The organism is Povalibacter sp., assembly GCF_036735925.1.
Taxonomy (GTDB): Bacteria; Pseudomonadota; Gammaproteobacteria; order Steroidobacterales; family Steroidobacteraceae; genus Steroidobacter.
Genome location: NZ_DAINNK010000002.1, coordinates 131,076 through 149,396, shown reverse-complemented (window position 1 = coordinate 149,396; position 18,321 = coordinate 131,076). Strand labels below are relative to the sequence as shown.

The 18,321-nt window shown below is 64.1% G+C and carries 18 protein-coding genes; 16 read left to right on the top strand and 2 right to left on the bottom strand.

Going from position 1 to position 18,321, the window contains the following annotated elements:
* The first annotated feature begins 31 nt into the window (after positions 1 to 31).
* From secD to V7D81_RS01415, 4 genes are all read left to right on the top strand, one after another.
* Positions 32 to 1,888 (top strand): protein translocase subunit SecD, encoded by a 1,857-nt coding sequence (gene secD / locus V7D81_RS01430; RefSeq protein WP_324313996.1) that lies wholly within the window; start codon positions 32 to 34, stop codon positions 1,886 to 1,888.
* Between the two features lie 12 nt (positions 1,889 to 1,900).
* On the top strand, positions 1,901 to 2,836 hold the full coding sequence (secF, locus tag V7D81_RS01425) for a protein translocase subunit SecF (protein WP_324313995.1): 936 nt from the start codon (positions 1,901 to 1,903) through the stop codon (positions 2,834 to 2,836).
* 85 nt (positions 2,837 to 2,921) lie between these two features.
* Positions 2,922 to 3,881, top strand: a complete 960-nt coding sequence (locus V7D81_RS01420; protein ID WP_324313994.1) for a TerC family protein — start codon at positions 2,922 to 2,924, stop codon at positions 3,879 to 3,881.
* A gap of 129 nt (positions 3,882 to 4,010) precedes the next feature.
* Positions 4,011 to 4,772: a TerC family protein gene (locus V7D81_RS01415; RefSeq protein WP_324313993.1), complete on the top strand. Its 762-nt coding sequence runs from the start codon at positions 4,011 to 4,013 to the stop codon at positions 4,770 to 4,772.
* Positions 4,773 to 4,916: 144 nt separating this feature from the next.
* Here V7D81_RS01415 and V7D81_RS01410 read toward each other — a convergent pair whose 3' ends face one another.
* Complete coding sequence (locus V7D81_RS01410) at positions 4,917 to 6,395, bottom strand: amino acid permease (RefSeq protein WP_324313992.1); 1,479 nt, start codon at positions 6,393 to 6,395, stop codon at positions 4,917 to 4,919.
* Between the two features lie 78 nt (positions 6,396 to 6,473).
* Positions 6,474 to 7,283 carry an inositol monophosphatase family protein gene (locus V7D81_RS01405; RefSeq protein ID WP_324313991.1) on the bottom strand — a complete coding sequence of 270 codons (810 nt, stop codon included), beginning with the start codon at positions 7,281 to 7,283 and terminating at the stop codon, positions 6,474 to 6,476.
* Positions 7,284 to 7,357: 74 nt separating this feature from the next.
* On the opposite strand from V7D81_RS01405, the gene V7D81_RS01400 reads away from it, so the two are divergent.
* The 12 genes from V7D81_RS01400 (at position 7,358) to der (ending at position 18,321) form a co-directional block, all read left to right on the top strand.
* Complete coding sequence (locus V7D81_RS01400) at positions 7,358 to 8,107, top strand: RNA methyltransferase (RefSeq protein ID WP_324313990.1); 750 nt, start codon at positions 7,358 to 7,360, stop codon at positions 8,105 to 8,107.
* Entirely contained in the window at positions 8,107 to 9,267 is a 1,161-nt protein-coding gene (locus V7D81_RS01395) for a cysteine desulfurase family protein (protein ID WP_324313989.1), read from the top strand. Before V7D81_RS01400 ends, V7D81_RS01395 begins: the two co-directional genes overlap by 1 nt.
* Positions 9,267 to 9,641, top strand: a complete 375-nt coding sequence (locus V7D81_RS01390; RefSeq protein WP_324313988.1) for an iron-sulfur cluster assembly scaffold protein — start codon at positions 9,267 to 9,269, stop codon at positions 9,639 to 9,641. The genes V7D81_RS01395 and V7D81_RS01390 overlap by 1 nt, the downstream gene beginning before the upstream one ends.
* Positions 9,642 to 9,742: 101 nt before the next feature.
* Positions 9,743 to 10,066 (top strand): iron-sulfur cluster assembly protein IscA, encoded by a 324-nt coding sequence (gene iscA, locus V7D81_RS01385; RefSeq protein WP_324313987.1) that lies wholly within the window; start codon positions 9,743 to 9,745, stop codon positions 10,064 to 10,066.
* A gap of 299 nt (positions 10,067 to 10,365) precedes the next feature.
* The gene (gene ndk / locus V7D81_RS01380; protein WP_324313985.1) at positions 10,366 to 10,797 is read left to right on the top strand and encodes a nucleoside-diphosphate kinase; all 432 of its coding nucleotides are present in this window, start codon (positions 10,366 to 10,368) and stop codon (positions 10,795 to 10,797) included.
* 56 nt (positions 10,798 to 10,853) lie between these two features.
* Positions 10,854 to 12,002 carry a 23S rRNA (adenine(2503)-C(2))-methyltransferase RlmN gene (gene rlmN, locus V7D81_RS01375; RefSeq protein WP_324313983.1) on the top strand — a complete coding sequence of 383 codons (1,149 nt, stop codon included), beginning with the start codon at positions 10,854 to 10,856 and terminating at the stop codon, positions 12,000 to 12,002.
* Positions 12,002 to 12,760 (top strand): type IV pilus biogenesis/stability protein PilW, encoded by a 759-nt coding sequence (gene pilW / locus V7D81_RS01370; RefSeq protein WP_324313981.1) that lies wholly within the window; start codon positions 12,002 to 12,004, stop codon positions 12,758 to 12,760. The genes rlmN and pilW overlap by 1 nt, the downstream gene beginning before the upstream one ends.
* Positions 12,757 to 13,635 carry a RodZ domain-containing protein gene (locus V7D81_RS01365; protein WP_324313980.1) on the top strand — a complete coding sequence of 293 codons (879 nt, stop codon included), beginning with the start codon at positions 12,757 to 12,759 and terminating at the stop codon, positions 13,633 to 13,635. Before pilW ends, V7D81_RS01365 begins: the two co-directional genes overlap by 4 nt.
* Before the next feature lie 34 nt (positions 13,636 to 13,669).
* A complete protein-coding gene (gene hisS, locus V7D81_RS01360) occupies positions 13,670 to 14,983 on the top strand; it encodes a histidine--tRNA ligase (RefSeq protein ID WP_324313979.1) in 1,314 nt (437 codons plus the stop codon).
* A 71-nt stretch (positions 14,984 to 15,054) separates the two neighbouring features.
* A complete protein-coding gene (locus V7D81_RS01355) occupies positions 15,055 to 15,717 on the top strand; it encodes a YfgM family protein (protein WP_324313977.1) in 663 nt (220 codons plus the stop codon).
* Positions 15,714 to 16,922: an outer membrane protein assembly factor BamB gene (gene bamB, locus V7D81_RS01350; RefSeq protein ID WP_324313975.1), complete on the top strand. Its 1,209-nt coding sequence runs from the start codon at positions 15,714 to 15,716 to the stop codon at positions 16,920 to 16,922. The genes V7D81_RS01355 and bamB overlap by 4 nt, the downstream gene beginning before the upstream one ends.
* Before the next feature lie 4 nt (positions 16,923 to 16,926).
* Entirely contained in the window at positions 16,927 to 18,321 is a 1,395-nt protein-coding gene (gene der, locus V7D81_RS01345; protein ID WP_324313974.1) for a ribosome biogenesis GTPase Der, read from the top strand.

Below are 18,321 nucleotides of genomic sequence, written 5' to 3'. Positions count from 1 at the left end.
CCCTTCGCGGGCCGGTTGCGAGATCGCGCGCATGTACCATTTCCCGAAGTGGAAGTACTGGCTGGTCATCATCGTGATGCTGGTCGGTATCCTGTTTTTCATTCCCAACCTCTACGGCGAAGGACCGGCGCTGCAGCTCTCGCGCAATGACCGGCAGGCCGTGCAGGACGCCGACATGGAGCAGCTGCGCGGCATCCTGCAGACCCACGGCATTCCGCTGGAGACGTCCCATCTCGAAAAGGATCGCGGCGTCCTGCGGTTTGCGACCCAGGATCAGCAGGCGCAGGCGCGCGAGGCGATCACCAAGGACGCCCCCGGCGAATTCCTGATCGCGCTGGCCAACGTGCCGCGCACGCCGGAACTGCTGCGCAAGATGGGCCTCAAGCCCATGAGCCTCGGTCTCGACCTGCGCGGCGGCGTGCACTTCGTGTACGAGGTGGACGTCGATGGCGCCGTGCAGATGGCGATGGAGCGCATCGACCGCGACGCGCGTGCGACGCTGCGCGATCAGCGCATTCCCTATGTCAGCGTGGCCACCGAAAACGACGTGGTCAGCGTCGTGCTGCGCAGCGCGAACGATCTGCAGGCAGCGATGGATGCGCTCAAGGCGCCGGACGGCTCGCTGACGCTGACCTCGCGCACGGGCGGCGAGGGCGCCACCATCGAAATGCGCATGACCCCGGCCGAGATCAAGCGCCGCCAGGACCAGGCGGTGCAGCAGAACATCACCACGCTGCGCAACCGCGTCGATGAACTCGGCGTCTCCGAGCCGGTGATCACGCGTCAGGCCATCAAGCGCATCGTCGTCGAACTGCCCGGCGTGTCCGATCCGAACGAAGCCATCCGCGTGCTCGGCGCCACGGCCACCGTCGAGTTCCGGCTGGTCGACGAGAACAACGATCCGTATGCGGCCGAACAGACCAAGCGCGTACCGATCGGCTCGAAGCTCTACAAGATGTCCGATGGCCGGCCGATCCTGCTGAAGCGCGACATCATCGCCACCGGCGATCAGCTCGCCGATGCCATGTCCGGCTTCGGCGAAGGCCAGCCCGAAGTCAACGTGACGCTCGACGCCCGCGGCGGTCAGGAAATGCTCAAGGCGACGCGCGAAAACGTCGGCCGGCGCATGGCGGTCGTGTACCTGGAAAAGAAATACCTCGCTGCCAATGAGCGCTGCGAAGGTCAGCGGCGCGGCGACGTCTGCACCGAAGAGCGCGTCATCAGCGCCGCCACCATCCAGAGCGTGCTGTCTTCGCGCTTCCGCATCACCGGCCTGCAGGCGAACGAGGCGCGCGAACTGGCGCTGTTGCTGCGCTCCGGCTCGCTGGCGGCGCCGCAGACCATCGTCGAGCAGCGTTCCGTCGGTCCGAGCCTCGGACAGGACAACATCGATCGCGGTCTGCGCGCGATGGCGATCGGCTTGGTGCTGACCTTCATCTTCATGGCGATCTACTACCGCGCCTTCGGCTGGGTGGCGAATGCCGTGCTGGCGGCGAACCTGATCCTGACGGTGGGCCTGCTGTCGATGCTGCAGGCATCGCTGTCGCTGCCGGGTATCGCGGCCGTCGTGTTCCATCTGGGTATCGCGGTCGACGCCAACATTCTTATTTATGAGCGTATCCGCGAAGAACTGCGCGCCGGCAATTCGCCGATGGCGGCGATCAATGCGGGCTTCGAACGCGCCTTCGCCACGATCGCCGACTCGAACGTGACTACGCTGATCGCCGGCGTCGTGCTGTTCGCCTTCGGTACCGGCACGATCCGCAGCTTCGCCATCGTCATGACGCTGGGCATTCTGACTTCATTGTTCACGTCGATCGTCGGCAGCCGCGCGCTGGTCCACTTCATCTGGGGTCGTCGGCCGCGCCTGACGCACCTGTCGATTTAAAGGGCTGCCGTCATGGAATTCTTTCACCGGGTCACGTCCTATCCCTTCATGCACACGCGGCGTCGCTGGTACGCCGTGTCGATCGCCGCGTGCGTCGGGTCGGTCATCCTGCTGTTCTGGCATGGCCTGAACTTCGGCATCGACTTCACCGGCGGCGTGGTCATGGAGTTCGGCTTCCCGCAGAAGGCGAATATCGAAGAGACGCGCGGCGTCGTGGAAGGGCTCGACTACTCGCATCCGCAGGTCCAGACCTTCGGCGACGATCGCACGCTGCTGGTGCGGCTGCTGCCGCAGGAGAACCAGGACGTCAATGAAGTCAGCAAGCGCGTGGAAGAGGCGCTGCGCAAGGTCGATCCGAACGTCGAACTGCGACGTACGGAAGTCGTCGGCCCGCAGGTCGGCGAGGAACTGACCAATCAGGGCGGCCTGGCCGTGCTGTTCACGTTCGTGCTGATCGGCATCTACACCTGGTTCCGCTTCCAGTGGAAGATGGGCGTCAGCGCCGTGATCGCGACCCTGCACGATCCGCTGCTCATCCTCGGCTTCTTTGCCGTCACCGGCATCACGTTCGATCTCGCCGTGCTCGCGGCCATCCTCGCCGTCATCGGCTATTCGCTGAACGATACCGTCGTGGTGTTCGATCGCGTGCGCGAGAATTTCCATTCGATGCGCAAGGCCACGGCCGAAGAGATCATGGATGCATCCATCAACCAGACGCTGTCGCGCACCGTCATCACCAGCGGCGCGACGCTGCTGGTCGTGGTCGTGCTGCTGATCGAAGGCGGCGAAACGCTGCGCGGTTTCTCCTGGGCGCTGACCATCGGCATCCTCGTCGGCACGTACTCGTCCATCTACGTCGCCGGCGCGCTGGCACTCGACATGAATCTGTCGGCACGCGACCTCATGCCGCCGCAGGAAAAAGACAAAGAAGTGGATGCGATGCCGTGAGTCGATGGCGTTCGTGCGCAATTTCTGCGTCGCCCTGCCGGATGCTTCCTGAACTTCCGTCGCCTCGTTACCTGGATCGCGCCCAATGAACTGGATCGTCTGGGCGGGGTTCTTCGCGATTTTCCTCGGTGTCCTGGTGCTCGACCTCAGCGTCCTGCACCGGGAATCGCGCACCATGAGCGTGCGTCAGGCGCTCGGCTGGACCGTCGTCTGGATCTGCGTCGCGATGTCGTTCGGCGGGCTGGTCTACGGCGTCTACGAGCATCACTGGTTCGGCTGGAATCCCGGATCCACCGCGACGAGCGGCGCCGAGGCGTGGCTGCAGTACGTGACCGGCTACCTGCTGGAATGGTCGCTGTCGGTCGACAACATCTTCGTCATCGCCGTGATCTTCACGTTCATGAAGATCCCGGCGCAGTACCAGTATCGCGTGCTGTTCTGGGGCATCGTCGGCGCCATCGTGTTGCGCGGCGTCATGATCGCGGCGGGCGCGGCGCTGATTCACGCGTTCGACTGGATGTTCTACGTGTTCGGCGCGATCCTGCTGCTGTCGGCGGCACGCATGCTCAAGAGCGATGACGAGTTCGATCCGTCGACCAGCGTGCTGGTGAAGATCGCCCGTCGCGTCTATCCGCTCACGGACCGCCTCGATGGCGATCGCTTCTTCACCATGGAGAATGGCGCACGGGCCGCGACCCCGCTGTTCGTGACGCTGCTGCTGGTGGACTTTGCCGACGTCGTCTTCGCGGTCGATTCGATTCCCGCCATTTTCGCGGTGACGCAGGATCCGTTCCTGGTCTTCACTTCCAATGCCTTCGCCATCCTCGGCCTGCGTGCCCTGTACTTCGCCATCGCCGGCCTGATGGTCATGTTCCGCTACATCAAGTACAGCCTGATCGCCATCCTCGCCTTCGTCGGCGTGAAGATGATGCTGCACCACCATGTGCTGATCCCGCATGCGCTGTCGCTGGGGATCATCGTCGGCTTCCTGCTGCTGGGCATTCTCGCTTCGGTGTGGGTTTCGCGGCGGGAACAGTCAGCCTAGCAAGAGGCGAGAGCCGCGAAAGACCGCATGAAAGATCAAGGAAGAGCCATTTCTTCCGACTCGTTTTCTGCTTCTTTTATGCGGTCTTTTGCGGCTTCTCCTCTTAATCCATCCTTCTGGAGAACTTGAATGGAGATGTTGTCCGATCCGCAGGTCTGGCTGGCGTTCGTCACGCTGACCGCGCTCGAGATCGTCCTCGGCATCGACAACATCATCTTCATTTCCATCCTGGTCGGGCGGCTGCCGGCCGCGCAGCGCGCGAGAGGACGGACGATCGGCCTGGCGCTGGCGATGATCACGCGCATCCTGCTGCTGCTGTCGATCACCTGGGTGATGAGTCTCTCGGCCGACCTGTTCAGCGTCCTGGGCATGGGCATTTCCGGGCGTGACGTGATCCTGATCGGCGGCGGTCTGTTCCTGCTCGCCAAGAGCACGCTGGAGATCCATCACGGACTGGAAGGCGACGAAGAGGGCGACGACGAGAAGAAAGGTGTGGCCCGCGCAACCTTCACCAGCGTGATCCTGCAGATCGCCGTCATCGACATCGTGTTCTCGCTCGACTCGGTCATCACCGCGGTCGGCATGGCCGATCACGTCGAAGTGATGATTGCCGCAGTGATCGTGGCCGTCCTGATGATGATGTTCCTGGCCGGCCCGATCAGCGATTTCGTCGATCGTCACCCCACCATCAAGATGCTGGCGCTGTCCTTCCTGATCCTGATCGGCATGGCGCTGATCGGCGAAGGTTTCGAATTCCACATTCCCAAGGGCTACATCTACTTCGCGATGGCCTTCTCGGTGGCGGTCGAGATGCTCAACATCCGCATGCGCAGCAAGCAGACTGCAGCCGATCCGGTGAAGCTCAGGAAGAAGATCGAGGGGGAAGAGTAGGACACGGAGCCGGAGATCAAGAAAGAAGAGTTTCCACGGGGAGGAATGGGGACACGGGGAGCACGGGGATAAGAGAAGAAAATTCTCTGTTCCGAGACCCTGTGTTCCCCGTGTCCCCCGTGGAAATCATTTCTTCTCTCTGAATTATCCCTTCGCCAGCTTGCTGTGATGCCGGCTGTACACGAAGTAGATGATGAAGCCCACGACGATCCACACGCTCATCCACAGCCAGTTGTCGAGGAAGGCGCGGAAGAACAGGTACAGGCACGCGGCTGCGCCGAGCGGGCAGATGAGCCAGGCGAACGGCACGCGGAACGGACGCGGCAGATCGGGCTTGGTATAGCGCAGGACCAGGACGCCGATGCACACCGTTGCGAAGGCCAGCAGCGTGCCCATCGACACCAGATCGCCCAGCACGTCGAGCGGCAGCAGTCCGGCGAGCAGCGCAGCAACGGCGCCGACGAAGATGGTGCCCAGGTACGGCGTCTGGAAGCGCGGGTGGACGCGTCCGAAGAAATTGCCGATCAGCCCGTCGCGCGACATCGCGTAGAACACGCGCGTCTGGCCGATCATCATCACCAGGATCACCGAACTCAGGCCGGCAATGGCACCGATCTCGACGAACAGCTTCAGCCAGGTGAGATCGGGATAGGTTTCGAGCGCGGTGGCGACGGGCTTGGCCGTGCCGAGCAGGTGATACGGCATGATGCCGGTCAGCACGCCCGACACCACGATGTACACGATCGTGCAGAGGATGAGCGATCCCAGGATGCCGATCGGCATGTCGCGCTGCGGATTCTTCGCTTCGGAGGCGGCCGTCGAGACCGCATCGAAACCGATGTAGGCAAAGAACACGACGGTGGCGCCGCGGATCACGCCGTCCATACCGAACTTGCCCGGGCCTTCCGCCGGCGGAATGAACGGCTGCCAGTTGTCGGGATTCACGTGCTTGATCGCGAACACCACGAACAGAAAGATCACGGTGAGCTTGATCGCAACGATGATGGAATTGACGAAGGCCGACTGCGAAATGCCGCGGTAGCAGAGCGAGGCGATGGCAACGACGATCATGATGGCCGGGATGTTGATGATGCCGCCGGTCGACACCAGCGTGTGCTGCGTGTATCGCAGCGGCGCATTGGCCAGCGCATCCGGCAGGGCAATCGATGTTCCCAGGTAGCCGCTGATCGATTGCAGCAGGCCATTGAAATAACCGCCCCAGCCGACGGCGACGGTGGCGACGGCCACCAGGTATTCCAGCACCAGCATCCAGCCGATGAACCACGCGACCAGTTCACCGAGCGTTGCATACGCATAGGAATAGGCGCTGCCGGAGACGGGCAGCATCGACGAGAACTCGGCGTAGCAGAGACCGGCGAGTGCGCAGGCAAAGCCGGCGATGACGAAGCTCAGGGTGATTGCAGGTCCGGCATGATTGGCCGCGGCCTGGCCCGTCATCACGAAAATGCCGGCGCCGATGACGGCGCCGATGCCCAGCAATACCAGTTGTCGTGCAGTGAGTGCGCGCTTGAGCGTCTGTGCGCCCGGTTGTGCAGGATCAGCCGGTTCCCCGGCATCCACGTGCGGATCGTTGCTTACGATTTTCGTTCTGAACAGATCCACGCGTTGACTCCTCCCCGGCGTCTCAGGCGCCAGACTCTAGCGGAGCAGTTGCGCAAAAGCGAGGCAGTACAGTCGGGCTCAGGCACGCATCGATTCGGGGATGTGCGGGCCGAGCAGGCTGAGCAGCGGCGTATACACTTTGGGTGTGCCGGCGATGATGTTCGGCTGCAGCTTGTATTCGTCGCCGCTCAGCGTGCCGATCATGCCGCCGGCTTCGGTGATCAGCAGCGAGCCCGCCGCCGTATCCCAGGGCGAGAGGCCGATTTCCCAGAACGCATCGAGTCGGCCCGCGGCCACGTAGGCAAGATCCAGCGCGGCCGAACCGGGTCGGCGAATGCCGGCGGTCTGCTGCATCACGGCTTTCATCATCGCCATGTAGTTGTCGAGCCAGTGCAGGTTCTGGCGATACGGAAAGCCCGTGCCGACGAGGGCGCCTTCGAGTCCGATGTGGCTGCTGACGCGGATCTTGCGGCCGTCGAGCTGTGCGCCTTCGCCGCGCGATGTGGTGAAGAGTTCCTGGCGCAGCGGATCGTAAACGACGCCGTGTTCGATGCGGCCGCGACGCTGCACGGCGATCGATACCGCGAACTGCGGAAAGCCGTGCAGGAAGTTGGTGGTGCCGTCGAGCGGATCGATGATCCAGACGAATTCGTCGCTACCGCCGCGACCATCGCTCGCGCCGCTTTCTTCGGCGAGTACGGCGTGGTCGGGATAGTGCTTGCGGATGGTTTCGATGATGTCGCGTTCGGAGGCCAGGTCGATCTCGGACACGAAATCGTTCTGGCCCTTGCGCTGCACGTCGAGGCGATGGAGGCGATTCATGCCGCGGACGATGATTTCACCGGCACGACGGGCGGCGCGAATGGCGATATTGAGCAGGGGCTGCATGGAAACCTCGACGGGCAGGGAATGGCAAAGAGCGGGAAGCCGTGGCGGCTTCGAGGGCGGGTAGAATACCACTCATGCCTACCCGTATCGTCCTCGTCGAACCGCAGCATCCCGGCAATATCGGCGCCGTGGCGCGTGCCATGAAAAACATGGGATTGACCGAGCTGCACCTGGTGAAGCCCGCACTGTTTCCGCATCAGGAAGCGATTGCGCGCGCTTCCGGTGCAGATGACGTTCTGAGCGCAGCGCAGGTGCACGACAGCTTCGGTGAGGCAATTGCTGACTGCGGGCTCATCGTTGGCACGAGTGCACGTCAGCGTCATCTGCCATGGGAACTCGTCGAACCGCGCGATTGCAGTGCGCAGATCGTGCAGGCCTCGCGCACGGAAACGGCGGCCATCGTCTTCGGTGCCGAGCGCACGGGTCTCACCAATGCCGAACTCGAGCGCTGCAACTTGCTCATGACGATTCCCACGGCACCCGGTTACAGCTCGCTGAATCTCGCGATGGCAGTGCAGGTGGTTGCCTACGAACTGTGGCTGGCGAGCCGGCCCGGCGCGCCGCCGCCGCCCGAGCGCGACGTGCCGCTCGCGCCGGCTGAAGACGTGGCGCGGTTCTACGTTCATTTCGAACAGGTGCTGGAAGAGATCGATTTCAAGGACCGCACCGGCGGCGGTCATCTGATGGCGCGCGTCCGCCGCCTGTTCAACCGGGCACAGCTCGATCAGAACGAAGTGAACATTCTTCGCGGCGTGCTGACGGCGGTGCAGGCGCGGCGGCGTTCGGCCGGGCCGCGCAACGCGGCAAGACAGCAGGAATCCTGATGCTCGAGCTGCCGATCTATCTCGACAACGCGGCGACCACGCCGGTCGATCCGCGCGTCGTCGATGGCATGATCGACTGTCTGCGCAATGTGCAGGGCAATCCCTCGTCGATGAGTCACGACTTCGGGCGCCGTGCCCGCGCACTCGTGGAGCGGGCGAGGGCACAGGTGGCGACTGCGATCGGCGCGCGGCCCGAATGCATCGTCTGGACATCCGGTGCGACCGAGTCCGACAACTTCGCGATCATGGGCGCGGCGCGTTTTCATGCGGATCGCGGCCGGCACATCGTCTCGGCGAAGACCGAACACAAGGCGGTGCTCGATGCATTGAAGCAGCTCGAGCGCGAGGGCTTCGCCGTCACGTATCTGAAGCCCGATGCCGGCGGCATCGTGAAGGCGGAGCAGGTGGCGGAAGCGCTGCGGCCCGACACGGTGCTGGTGTCGATCATGCACGTGAACAACGAGACCGGCGTCATCAACGACGTCGCCGCGATCGGCAGGCTGTGTCGCGAGCGCGGTGTGCTGTTTCACTGCGATGCGGCGCAGAGCGTGGGCAAGGTGCCGGTCGATGTGACGACGCTGAATGTCGATCTGCTCTCGCTCAACGCCCACAAGGTTCATGGGCCGAAAGGGGTGGGCGCGCTGTATGTGCGTCGTACGCCGCCGCTGGGATTGCGACCGCTGCTGGTCGGCGGCGGACAGGAAGGCGGGTTGCGTTCCGGCACGCTCGCTACTCACCAGATCGTCGGCATGGGACTGACGTTTTCACTGGCGACGAACGAAATGGATCGCGACATGGCGCGCATGCGAGCCCAGCGCGACCGGCTGTGGCAGGGCATCGCCGCGGTCGGCGAGGTCGACGTGAATGGCGACGTCGAACGGCGTGCCGCGAACATCCTCAACGTGACCTTTCGCGGCGTCGAAGGCGAGAGCCTGCAATTCGCGCTGCGACGGCTCGCCGTGTCGGCCGGTGCCGCCTGTTCGTCCGCCTCCGAGGAAGCGTCGTACGTACTGCGCGCGCTGGGTCGAACCGATCAGGAAGCCCAGAGTTCGCTGCGGTTCAGTCTGGGCCGTTTCACGACGGACGCCGACATCGATACCGCGATCGCCGAAGTGCAGCGCGAAGTCCCGCGACTGCGACAGATCGCCCGGCGCGCGTGATGACCATCTATTCCGCGCAGGTAGTCGAGCATTTCGATGCCCCGCGGAATGCCGGCCGGCTCGCGACGGCGCCGGACGTCGTCGAGGCCGAAGCGGGCAGTCGCTCGCAGGGAACCCAGTTCCATTTCAGTGCACGTATTGCGGGCAATGCGCTGGCCGCGGTGCACTTCGAGGCTTACGGCTGTCCACACTGCATCGCGGCAGCTTCCTGGCTGACGCAGCGTCTGCGCGGCGCGTCGGTCGATGCGCTGGAACGCTGGAGCTGGCGCGAAGTGGCGGAGGCGCTGGCCGTTCCCGCCGAAAAACGCGGACACCTGCTGACGCTGGAAGACGCTGTGCGCCGGTTGGCAGCAGCCTGGCGCCGGCATGGCTAGGATGAAGGCGTGAGGTCATGCCGGATTGGCATGCCGTTCGCACTTGACTTGAATGCTTCGTCCCTCAACTCTTCCGGACACAGTTTCAACCCGCTACTGCCATGTCCATTTCGCTGACTACCGCCGCTGCCGATCGTGTCCGCACCTTCCTGACCCGTCGCGGTCATGGCCTGGGCCTGCGCCTGGGCGTGAAGAAGACCGGATGCTCGGGGTTCGCCTACGTCGTCAACTACGCCGATGATCTCGGTGCGAATGACGTGGTGTTCGAGGACCAGGGCGTGAAGGTGATCGTCGACCGCGACAGCCTGGGCTTCATCGACGGTACCCAAGTCGACTTCGTGAAGCAGGGCCTCAACGAGGCCTTCCGTTTCCGCAATCCCAATGTGAAAGGGGAGTGCGGGTGTGGGGAAAGCTTTACTGTTTGAAGGCGACTGGCGACTGGCGACTGGCGACTGGCTGCTGGTTACTGGCCAGAAGTAAGGAATGGCTGACTGCTGTGTTGGCCAGCAGCCAGCAGCCAGTCGCCAGTCGCCAGTCGCCGGCCTGCGGCCGCCGCCGCCTAACCCCTCGTCCCCATTCATTTTCTTGCCCGCTCCCACCTCGGCGGGTAGACTTCGCCGCGCGCAAATCCGGCCCCTGCTCACCACCACGCGCACCGCCTTGTCGGGGCTGCCCTAATTCATTGTTTCAGCGGCTGATTTCCAGCCTAGAGGATGACGATTCCATGGCGCTCGAACGCACTCTTTCGATTGTCAAACCCGACGGTGTCCAGAAGAACGTGATCGGCGAGGTCTACCGCCGGTTCGAGCAGGCCGGTCTGAAGATCGTCGGCGCCCGTATGCTGCACCTGACCCAGGCCCAGGCCGAGGGTTTCTATGCCGTTCACCGCGAACGCCCCTTCTTCAAGGACCTGGTCAAGTTCATGACCTCCGGTCCGGTCATGGTCCAGGTGCTCGAAGGCGAGAACGCCGTCGCCAGGAACCGTGAGCTGATGGGCGCCACCGACCCGAAGAAGGCCGACAAGGGCACGATCCGCGCCGATCTGGCCAGCGGCATCGAGGAAAACGTCGCCCACGGCTCCGACAGCGCCGAGAACGCGAAGGTCGAAATCGCGTACTTCTTCGCCGCCGCCGACCTCTGCCCGCGGACGCGCTGAGAACCGATCGGCCGGGCGGCAGTCATATCGACCTCCGCCCGGCTCTCCGCATCGCCATGAACGCCGCCTCGCCCAAGACCAATCTGCTCGGCCTGACCCGGCCCGAGCTGGAAGCGTTCATCGCACAGATGGGCGAGAAACCTTTCCGCGCCCGCCAGTTGCTCAAGTGGCTGTACAAACGCGCGGAAAGCGATTTCGACCAGATGACCGATCTCGCGAAGTCCTTTCGCGAACGCCTGAAGGAAGTCGCGGAAGTCCGCACGCCCGAGATCCGCATGACCCAGGTGTCCGCCGACGGTACCCGCAAGTGGCTGCTGTCGATGGAGTCGCTGCGCGGCAAGGCGAAGGAGGGCGATCCGATCGATGCCAGCCAGGCCATCGAGATGGTGTTCATCCCCGAACCCGGCCGCGGCACCTTGTGCATTTCCAGCCAGCTCGGCTGCGCGATGGATTGCACGTTCTGCTCGACCGCGCAGCAGGGGTTCAATCGCAACCTGAGCGTCGCCGAGATCGTCGGCCAGGTGTGGCTCGCCAACAAGGAACTCGGCTACGAGCCCGGCGGCAATCGCGTCGTCACCAACATCGTCTTCATGGGCATGGGCGAGCCGCTGGCGAACTATCGCAATGTCGTGCCGGCCACCGAGATCCTGATGGACGATCTGGGGTTCGACATTTCCCGGCGTCGCGTCACCGTGAGCACTTCGGGCCTCGTGCCGCAGATGCTGAAGCTTGCCGAAGAAACCAACTGCGCGCTGGCCGTGTCGCTGCACGCGCCGAACGACGAGTTGCGCGACGAACTCGTGCCGATCAACCGCAAACACAAGATCGCCGAACTGCTGGATGCGTGCTGGCAGTACGTGAACAAGCAGAACGCCCGCAGCATCACGTTCGAATACGTGATGCTCGATGGCGTCAACGACAAGCCCGAACACGCCTTCGAGCTGGTGCGCCTGCTGCAGGGCCGCCCCGCCAAGGTCAATCTCATCCCGTTCAATCCGTTCCCGGGAACGCAGTACAAGCGTTCCACGCCCGCGGCGATCGAACGCTTCCGCGACATCTGCAATTCGCACGGCGTGATCGCGACGACCCGTCGCACCCGCGGCGATGACATCGATGCCGCGTGTGGCCAGCTGGTCGGACGCGTGCGGGACAGGACGACGGTTCGACTTGGCTCCAAACTCATTTCCGTGGCGGTGCAGACGTGATGAGAGCGTTCCTGGTCCTGGCGATGACGATCGGTGTTGCGGCTTGTGCGAGCAGCAATCAGAAACCATTGTCCAAGCCGCAGCCGGAGCGTGCATCCGACATCAATCTGGAACTGGGCGTCGACTATTTCCGCAAGGGCAACCTGGCGGCGGCCAAGGAAAAGATCGATCGCGCCGTCGAGCAGAATCCGCGCAATGCGAAGGCGCAGGCAGCCGCCGGGCTGCTGTACGACCGGCTCAATGAGCCGCGCAAGAGCGCGGCCCACATGGACAAGGCCGTTTCGCTCGATCCCAACAACCCTGACATCCTGAACAACTACGCCGTCATGCTGTGCAAGCGCGGCGAGCATGCGAAGGGCGAGAAGTATTTCGTGCGTGCCGCGGAGAATCCGCTCTACAAGACGCCCGAAGTGGCCTATCTGAATGCCGGCAACTGCGCCCGCGCCGCCAACGATCTGAAGAATGCCGAAGTCCATTTCCGCAAGGCATTGACGGTGCGGCCGCGCTTCCAGGAAGCGCTCTACCAGATGGCGGATCTCGAGTTCCAGAACAAGAGTTATCTGTCGGCCCGCGGCTTCGTCGAGCGGTTCCTCGCCGCTGGCAAGAGCACGCCGTCCGTGCTGTGGCTGGGCGTGCAGATCGAAAACGCGCTCGGCAATGCGACGGCTGCGAACAACTACGGTCAACGGCTGAAGCTGGAATACCCCAGCGCCGCCGAGACCCGCCAGTTGCTCGAATCGGAGCGGAAGCCGGGATGAGCATGGAGACGGGCGGTGCGGCCCAGGAGCTCAATCCGGAACCGGCGGCATCGAATCAATCTGCGCCGCTCACGCCCGGCGAACTGCTGAGGACGGCGCGCGCCGAACGCAACGTGTCGGTGCAGCAGATCGCCGACGACATGCACCTGGACGTCCCGGTCGTCGAGGCCCTCGAATCCAACAACTTCGCCTTGCTCGGTCCGCCGGTCTATTCGCGCGGGCATCTGCGGAAATACGCGGCGCTGGTCGGTCTGTCGCCCGACGTCGTGATCTCGCACTACGAGATGATGAACGACGTTCCCATCGTCCCCGAACCCGTTCCGGTGAGCGTGACCGCGCCGCCGCCCGAGCGCAGGTCCCAGCGCGTTTCGCTGCTCGTGGTCGCCGGCATCGTCGTTGTGGTCGCGGGGCTTTCGATCGTGGGATGGCTGGCGAACCGCCCGGCCTCGGAATCCAGCCGGGCAAGCGAATCCCAGGCCGTGAATGTCGCGCCGGCACCGGAGCAGGATCTGCCCGACGATCCGGGCGAACCGCCGCCTGCCGAGGCTGAGGTCGAAGGCAATGCACCGCCCGCTGCAGCTGCGCCTGCCGCCGAAACTCCCGTGGCGAACGCGGGGAATGATGTAACAATGCGCCTGCGTTTTCTGGAACCTTCCTGGGTGGAAATCTACGACGCCACCGAACGCCGGCTCATGTTCGGCATCGGTCAGGCCGGTCAGACCAGCACGCTCGCAGGCAAGCCGCCGCTGCGGGTGACGTTGGGACTGGCTTCGGCGGTGTCCATGGAAGTGAATGACCGATCGGTTCCGGTCCCGCGTCGGGCAGGCAAGGACGCTGCGCGATTCACCGTCGCGGCGGATGGTTCGGTCCGCTAGTCCGGTACATCAGGTTCAGTCGAAAGTTTTTGCGATGACGTCCAACCAAACCCAGTCTGTCGGCAATGTCGCGTCGCCCCAGGCGATCCAGCCCGTCCGCGGCATGAACGACGTTCTGCCGGCGGATGCTGCCGCCTGGCAGCGGCTCGAATCGATCGCGCGCGAACTGTTCGCCTCGTACGCGTATCAGGAAATCCGCGTGCCGATCGTCGAGCACACCGGCCTGTTCAAACGCTCCATCGGCGAGTTCACCGATATCGTGCAGAAGGAAATGTTCACCTTCGACGATCCGAGCGGCGACTCGCTCACGCTGCGCCCCGAAGCCACCGCGGGCATCGTGCGCGCCATGATTTCCAATGGTCTGCTGCACAACCAGAAGCAGCGCGTGTGGTGTGCGGGCCCGATGTTCCGTCACGAGAAGCCGCAGCGCGGCCGCTTCCGTCAGTTTTATCAGCTCGACGTCGAGGCCTTCGGCTACGCCGGCCCCGACATCGACGCCGAACTCATCATGCTCAGCAGCCGTCTGCTCAGGAAGGTCGGCATCGAGCGTGTCGAACTGAACCTGAATTCGCTCGGCACGCCGGCCTCGCGTCGCGTGCATCGGGAGAAGCTCGTGAATTACTTTTCGGCGCACAAGGCGAAGCTCGATGCGGACAGCCTGCGCCGGCTCGAAGGCAATCCGCTGCGCATCCTCGACAGCAAGAATCCCGAGCTGAAAGACATCATCGCCGGTGCGCCGCTGCTGACGGAGTATCTGGATCAGGAGTCGAAGCAGCACTTCGACGGCCTGTGCCGGCACCTCGATGCAGTCGGCATCAAGTACGTACTCAATCCGCTGCTGGTGCGCGGTCTGGACTACTACAGCCACACCGTGTTCGAGTGGGTCACCAACGAACTCGGTTCGCAGGGCGCCGTCTGTTCCGGCGGCCGCTACGACGGACTCGTCACACAGCTCGGCGGCGAGCCGACCCCGGCGGTCGGCTGGGCGCTCGGTCAGGAACGCATCGTCGAACTGCTGCGGGTGCAGGGCGTGAACGCGGATGCCAATGCGCCGCACGTCTACTTCGTCATTGCCGGCGCGCAGGCGGAAGCGCACGGCCTGGCGCTGGCGGAAAAGCTGCGCGACAGCGTCCCGGGCGTGCGTATCGAGGCTCATTGCGGCGGCGGCAGTTTCAAGTCCCAGATGAAGCGGGCGGACAAGAGCGGCGCGGCCTTTGCGCTGATTCTCGGCGATTCGGAAACCGAACGCCGTGTCGCTGGTCTGAAGTCGCTGCGGGTCGAGCAGCCGCAGGTCGAACTGGCGTGGGATCAGCTGGCCGCGGAACTGCAGAACAGATTGGCGGGATGATCGAGCGAGCGGACGGTTCCGGTCGCAGATCCGGTTTCACACATCAAATTCATTCATAAACAGAAGTTCCTATGGTCGACGAACTCTTATCCGACAACGAACGCGAAGAAGCGCTGCGCGAATGGTGGCGCGACAACTGGGCCTGGATCCTGGGCGGCATCGTGCTCGGCATCGCGCTGCTCGTCGGCTGGAATTACTGGGGCACCTACCAGGTGAAGCAGGCCGAGGCCGCCGCGCACCTGTACGGCGATGTCGAAGCCGCATTGCTGAGCGGCGATTCGGCCAAGGCGGAAGAGGCGCTCAAGACGCTGACCTCGCAGTTCGATTCGTCGCCCTATGCGGCGCAGGCGCGGCTCGCCGTCGCCAAACTGCATACCGACGCAGGCCGGTACACCGATGCCGAAGCATTGCTGCGTCAGGTCGCGAGCGGCTCGAAGGACAAGGAACTCGCGGATCTGGCGAAGCTGCGCGTCGCCCGACTGCTGATCCAGCAGGGCAAGCATGACGAGGCCGTGAAGCTGCTCGAGCCGCTGACGGCCGGCGGCTTCGGTGCCGAAGCGCGCGAGATCCGCGGCGACGCGTTGTTTGCGAAGGGTGACAGGGAAGGGGCGCGCGCCGAGTATGCCGCCGCGCTCGCGGACACCGATGCGGCGATCGATCGTTCCATGGTCGAGTTGAAACTCCAGGACGTCGGCGGCGTCGTGCCGGCGGCCGCAGCACAGGGCACCCCATGATTCAGGCACTCCGAGATCGGCAATGGACGGCATTTCGCTGGACGCGTCCGCTGATCCTGCTGGCCGCGCTGGTGGGCGTGGCCGCGTGCGACAAGGACAAGGATCCCGATCCGCCGGCCGAACTCACTGACATCGTCGCGACCTACAAGGTCGATCAGTTGTGGAGCGTCGGCCTGGGCGGCGACTCTGAAAATCTGCGCCTGGCCCTGCGGCCGCTGGTTGCCGAAGGCGTCGTCTACGCCGCCTCGCACGATGGCGAAGTGGTGGCACTCGATGCGACGAACGGTCGCAACAAGTGGTCCGTGAAGACCAAGCTGCCGCTGGCTGCCGGCCCCGACGTGGGCGCGGGGCTGGTGATTCTCGGTTCCAGCGACGGCGATGTGATCGCGCTGGATGCGGCGACGGGACAGCAGCGCTGGCGCAAGGCGATCAACAGCGAGGTCCTGGCACGTCCGGCCATCGTCAATGATCTGGTCATCGTGCGTACTGTCGACGGGCATCTCGAAGGCCTGTCGCTGACCGACGGTGCGACACGCTGGGCCGTCGACGAACAGGTGCCGCGGCTCACGCTGCGCGGTACCGCATCGCCGGTGGTGGCGGGCGATCGTGTCATTGCCGGCTTCGACAACGGTCGCGTCCTCGCCGTCGATGTCCGCAACGGCGATGTGCTCTGGGATGCCATCGTCAATGCACCGCATGGCCGCACGGAACTCGAGCGCCTGTCGGACATCGATTCGCCCGTGCACGTGTCGGGCGACGACATTTTCGTGGTCGGTTTCCAGGGGCGCGTCGCGATGCTGGCGCTGGATTCCGGCCAGATCTGGTGGGCGCGCGATGCATCGAGCTATCGCGGCTTCAGCATGGACGACGACAACATCTACCTGACCAACTCGGACGGCGTCATCGTGGCCATGAAGCGCAACGACGGCGCTGTGGTGTGGGAGCAGAACAGGCTGCGTCGTCGCGGCCTCACGGCGCCGACGATCGACGGCGACTCGCTGCTGGTCGGCGACTTCGAAGGTTACGTGCACTGGCTCGACAAGGCGACGGGTGAGATCGTCGCGCGGCACAAGACGGACGGCGAGCGCATCTCCAATGCGGCGACGGCCGCCGATGGCCGGACTTTCGTGCAGACCGATTCCGGCAAGCTGATCGCCTTCAAGTCCACTCCGAAAGTCGTCCGCTCGGCCGACGCGGCAGAATGACCTCATGCTTCCCGTCATCGCGCTCGTCGGCCGGCCGAACGTCGGGAAGTCGACGCTGTTCAATGTTCTGACCCGCAGCCGCGACGCCCTCGTCGCGGACCTGCCCGGACTCACGCGCGATCGCAATTACGGCTACGGCCGGCTCGGGCCGATTCCCTATCTCGTCGTCGATACCGGCGGCCTGGTCGTCAATGCCGAAGGCATCGAGGAACTCATGGCGAAGCAGACGCTGCGCGCCATCGAGGAAGCAGACCGTGTGCTGTTCCTGCTCGATGCGCGCGAGGGCTGCGCGCATTCGGATCATTTCATCGCGCAGACGCTGCGCAAGCTCGGCAAGGACGTCGTGCTGGTCGCCAACAAGTCGGAAGGAATCGACAGCGCCACCGCCGGCGCCGATTTCCATCAGCTCGGGCTCGGCGAGCCGCTGACGATTTCTGCTGCGCACGGCGATGGCATGAAGGCATTGCTGGATTGCGCGCTGGCGGGTTTCACGGTGGCGCACGGCACGGGAGCCGTCGAAGAGCAGGGCATCCGCGTTGCCGTGATCGGCCGGCCCAACGTCGGCAAGTCGACGTTGATCAACCGGCTGCTGGGCGAAGATCGCCTGATTGCCTTCGACCAGCCCGGAACGACGCGCGATGCCGTGTTCGTGCCCTTCGAGCGTGATGGCAGGCAGTACACGCTGATCGATACCGCCGGTGTGCGCCGCCGTTCACGGGTCGAAGAAGCCATCGAGAAATTCAGCATCGTGAAGACACTGCAGGCCGTCGACGACGCGCATGTCGTCATCGGTGTCATCGATGCGCACGACACGGTCGCGGAACAGGATGCAAGCCTGTTCGGACTCGTCGCGGAGCGGGGCAGGGCGCTGCTGATCGCGGTCAACAAGTGGGATGGCATTCCCATGGACAAGCGCAACGAAATCCGCACCGGTATCGACCTGCGTCTGCCGTTCCTGGATTTCGCGCCGGTGCACTTCATTTCGGCGCTGCACGGCACGGGCGTGGGCGAACTCATGCGCGATGTGGGCAAGGCCTATGCTGCGTCGATGCGCGATCTGGCGACACCCGACCTGACACGCGTTCTCGAAGCCGCCATGCAGCAGCATCAGCCGCCGCTGATCCGCGGCCGGCGCATCAAGCTGCGCTATGCGCATCAGGGCGGCAAGAATCCGCCGATCATCGTGATCCACGGCAACCAGGTGCAGCACGTTCCGGAGGCCTACAAGCGCTATCTGTCGAATGTCTTCCGCAAGCACTTCCACCTCGAAGGCACGCCGGTACGGGTCGAATTCCGTTCGGACGAAAATCCCTTCAAGGGCAAGCGCAACGCGCTGACGCCGCGACAGGTGCAGAAGCGCAAGCGGCTGATGAAGAAGGTGAAGAGTCGGAAGGGTTAG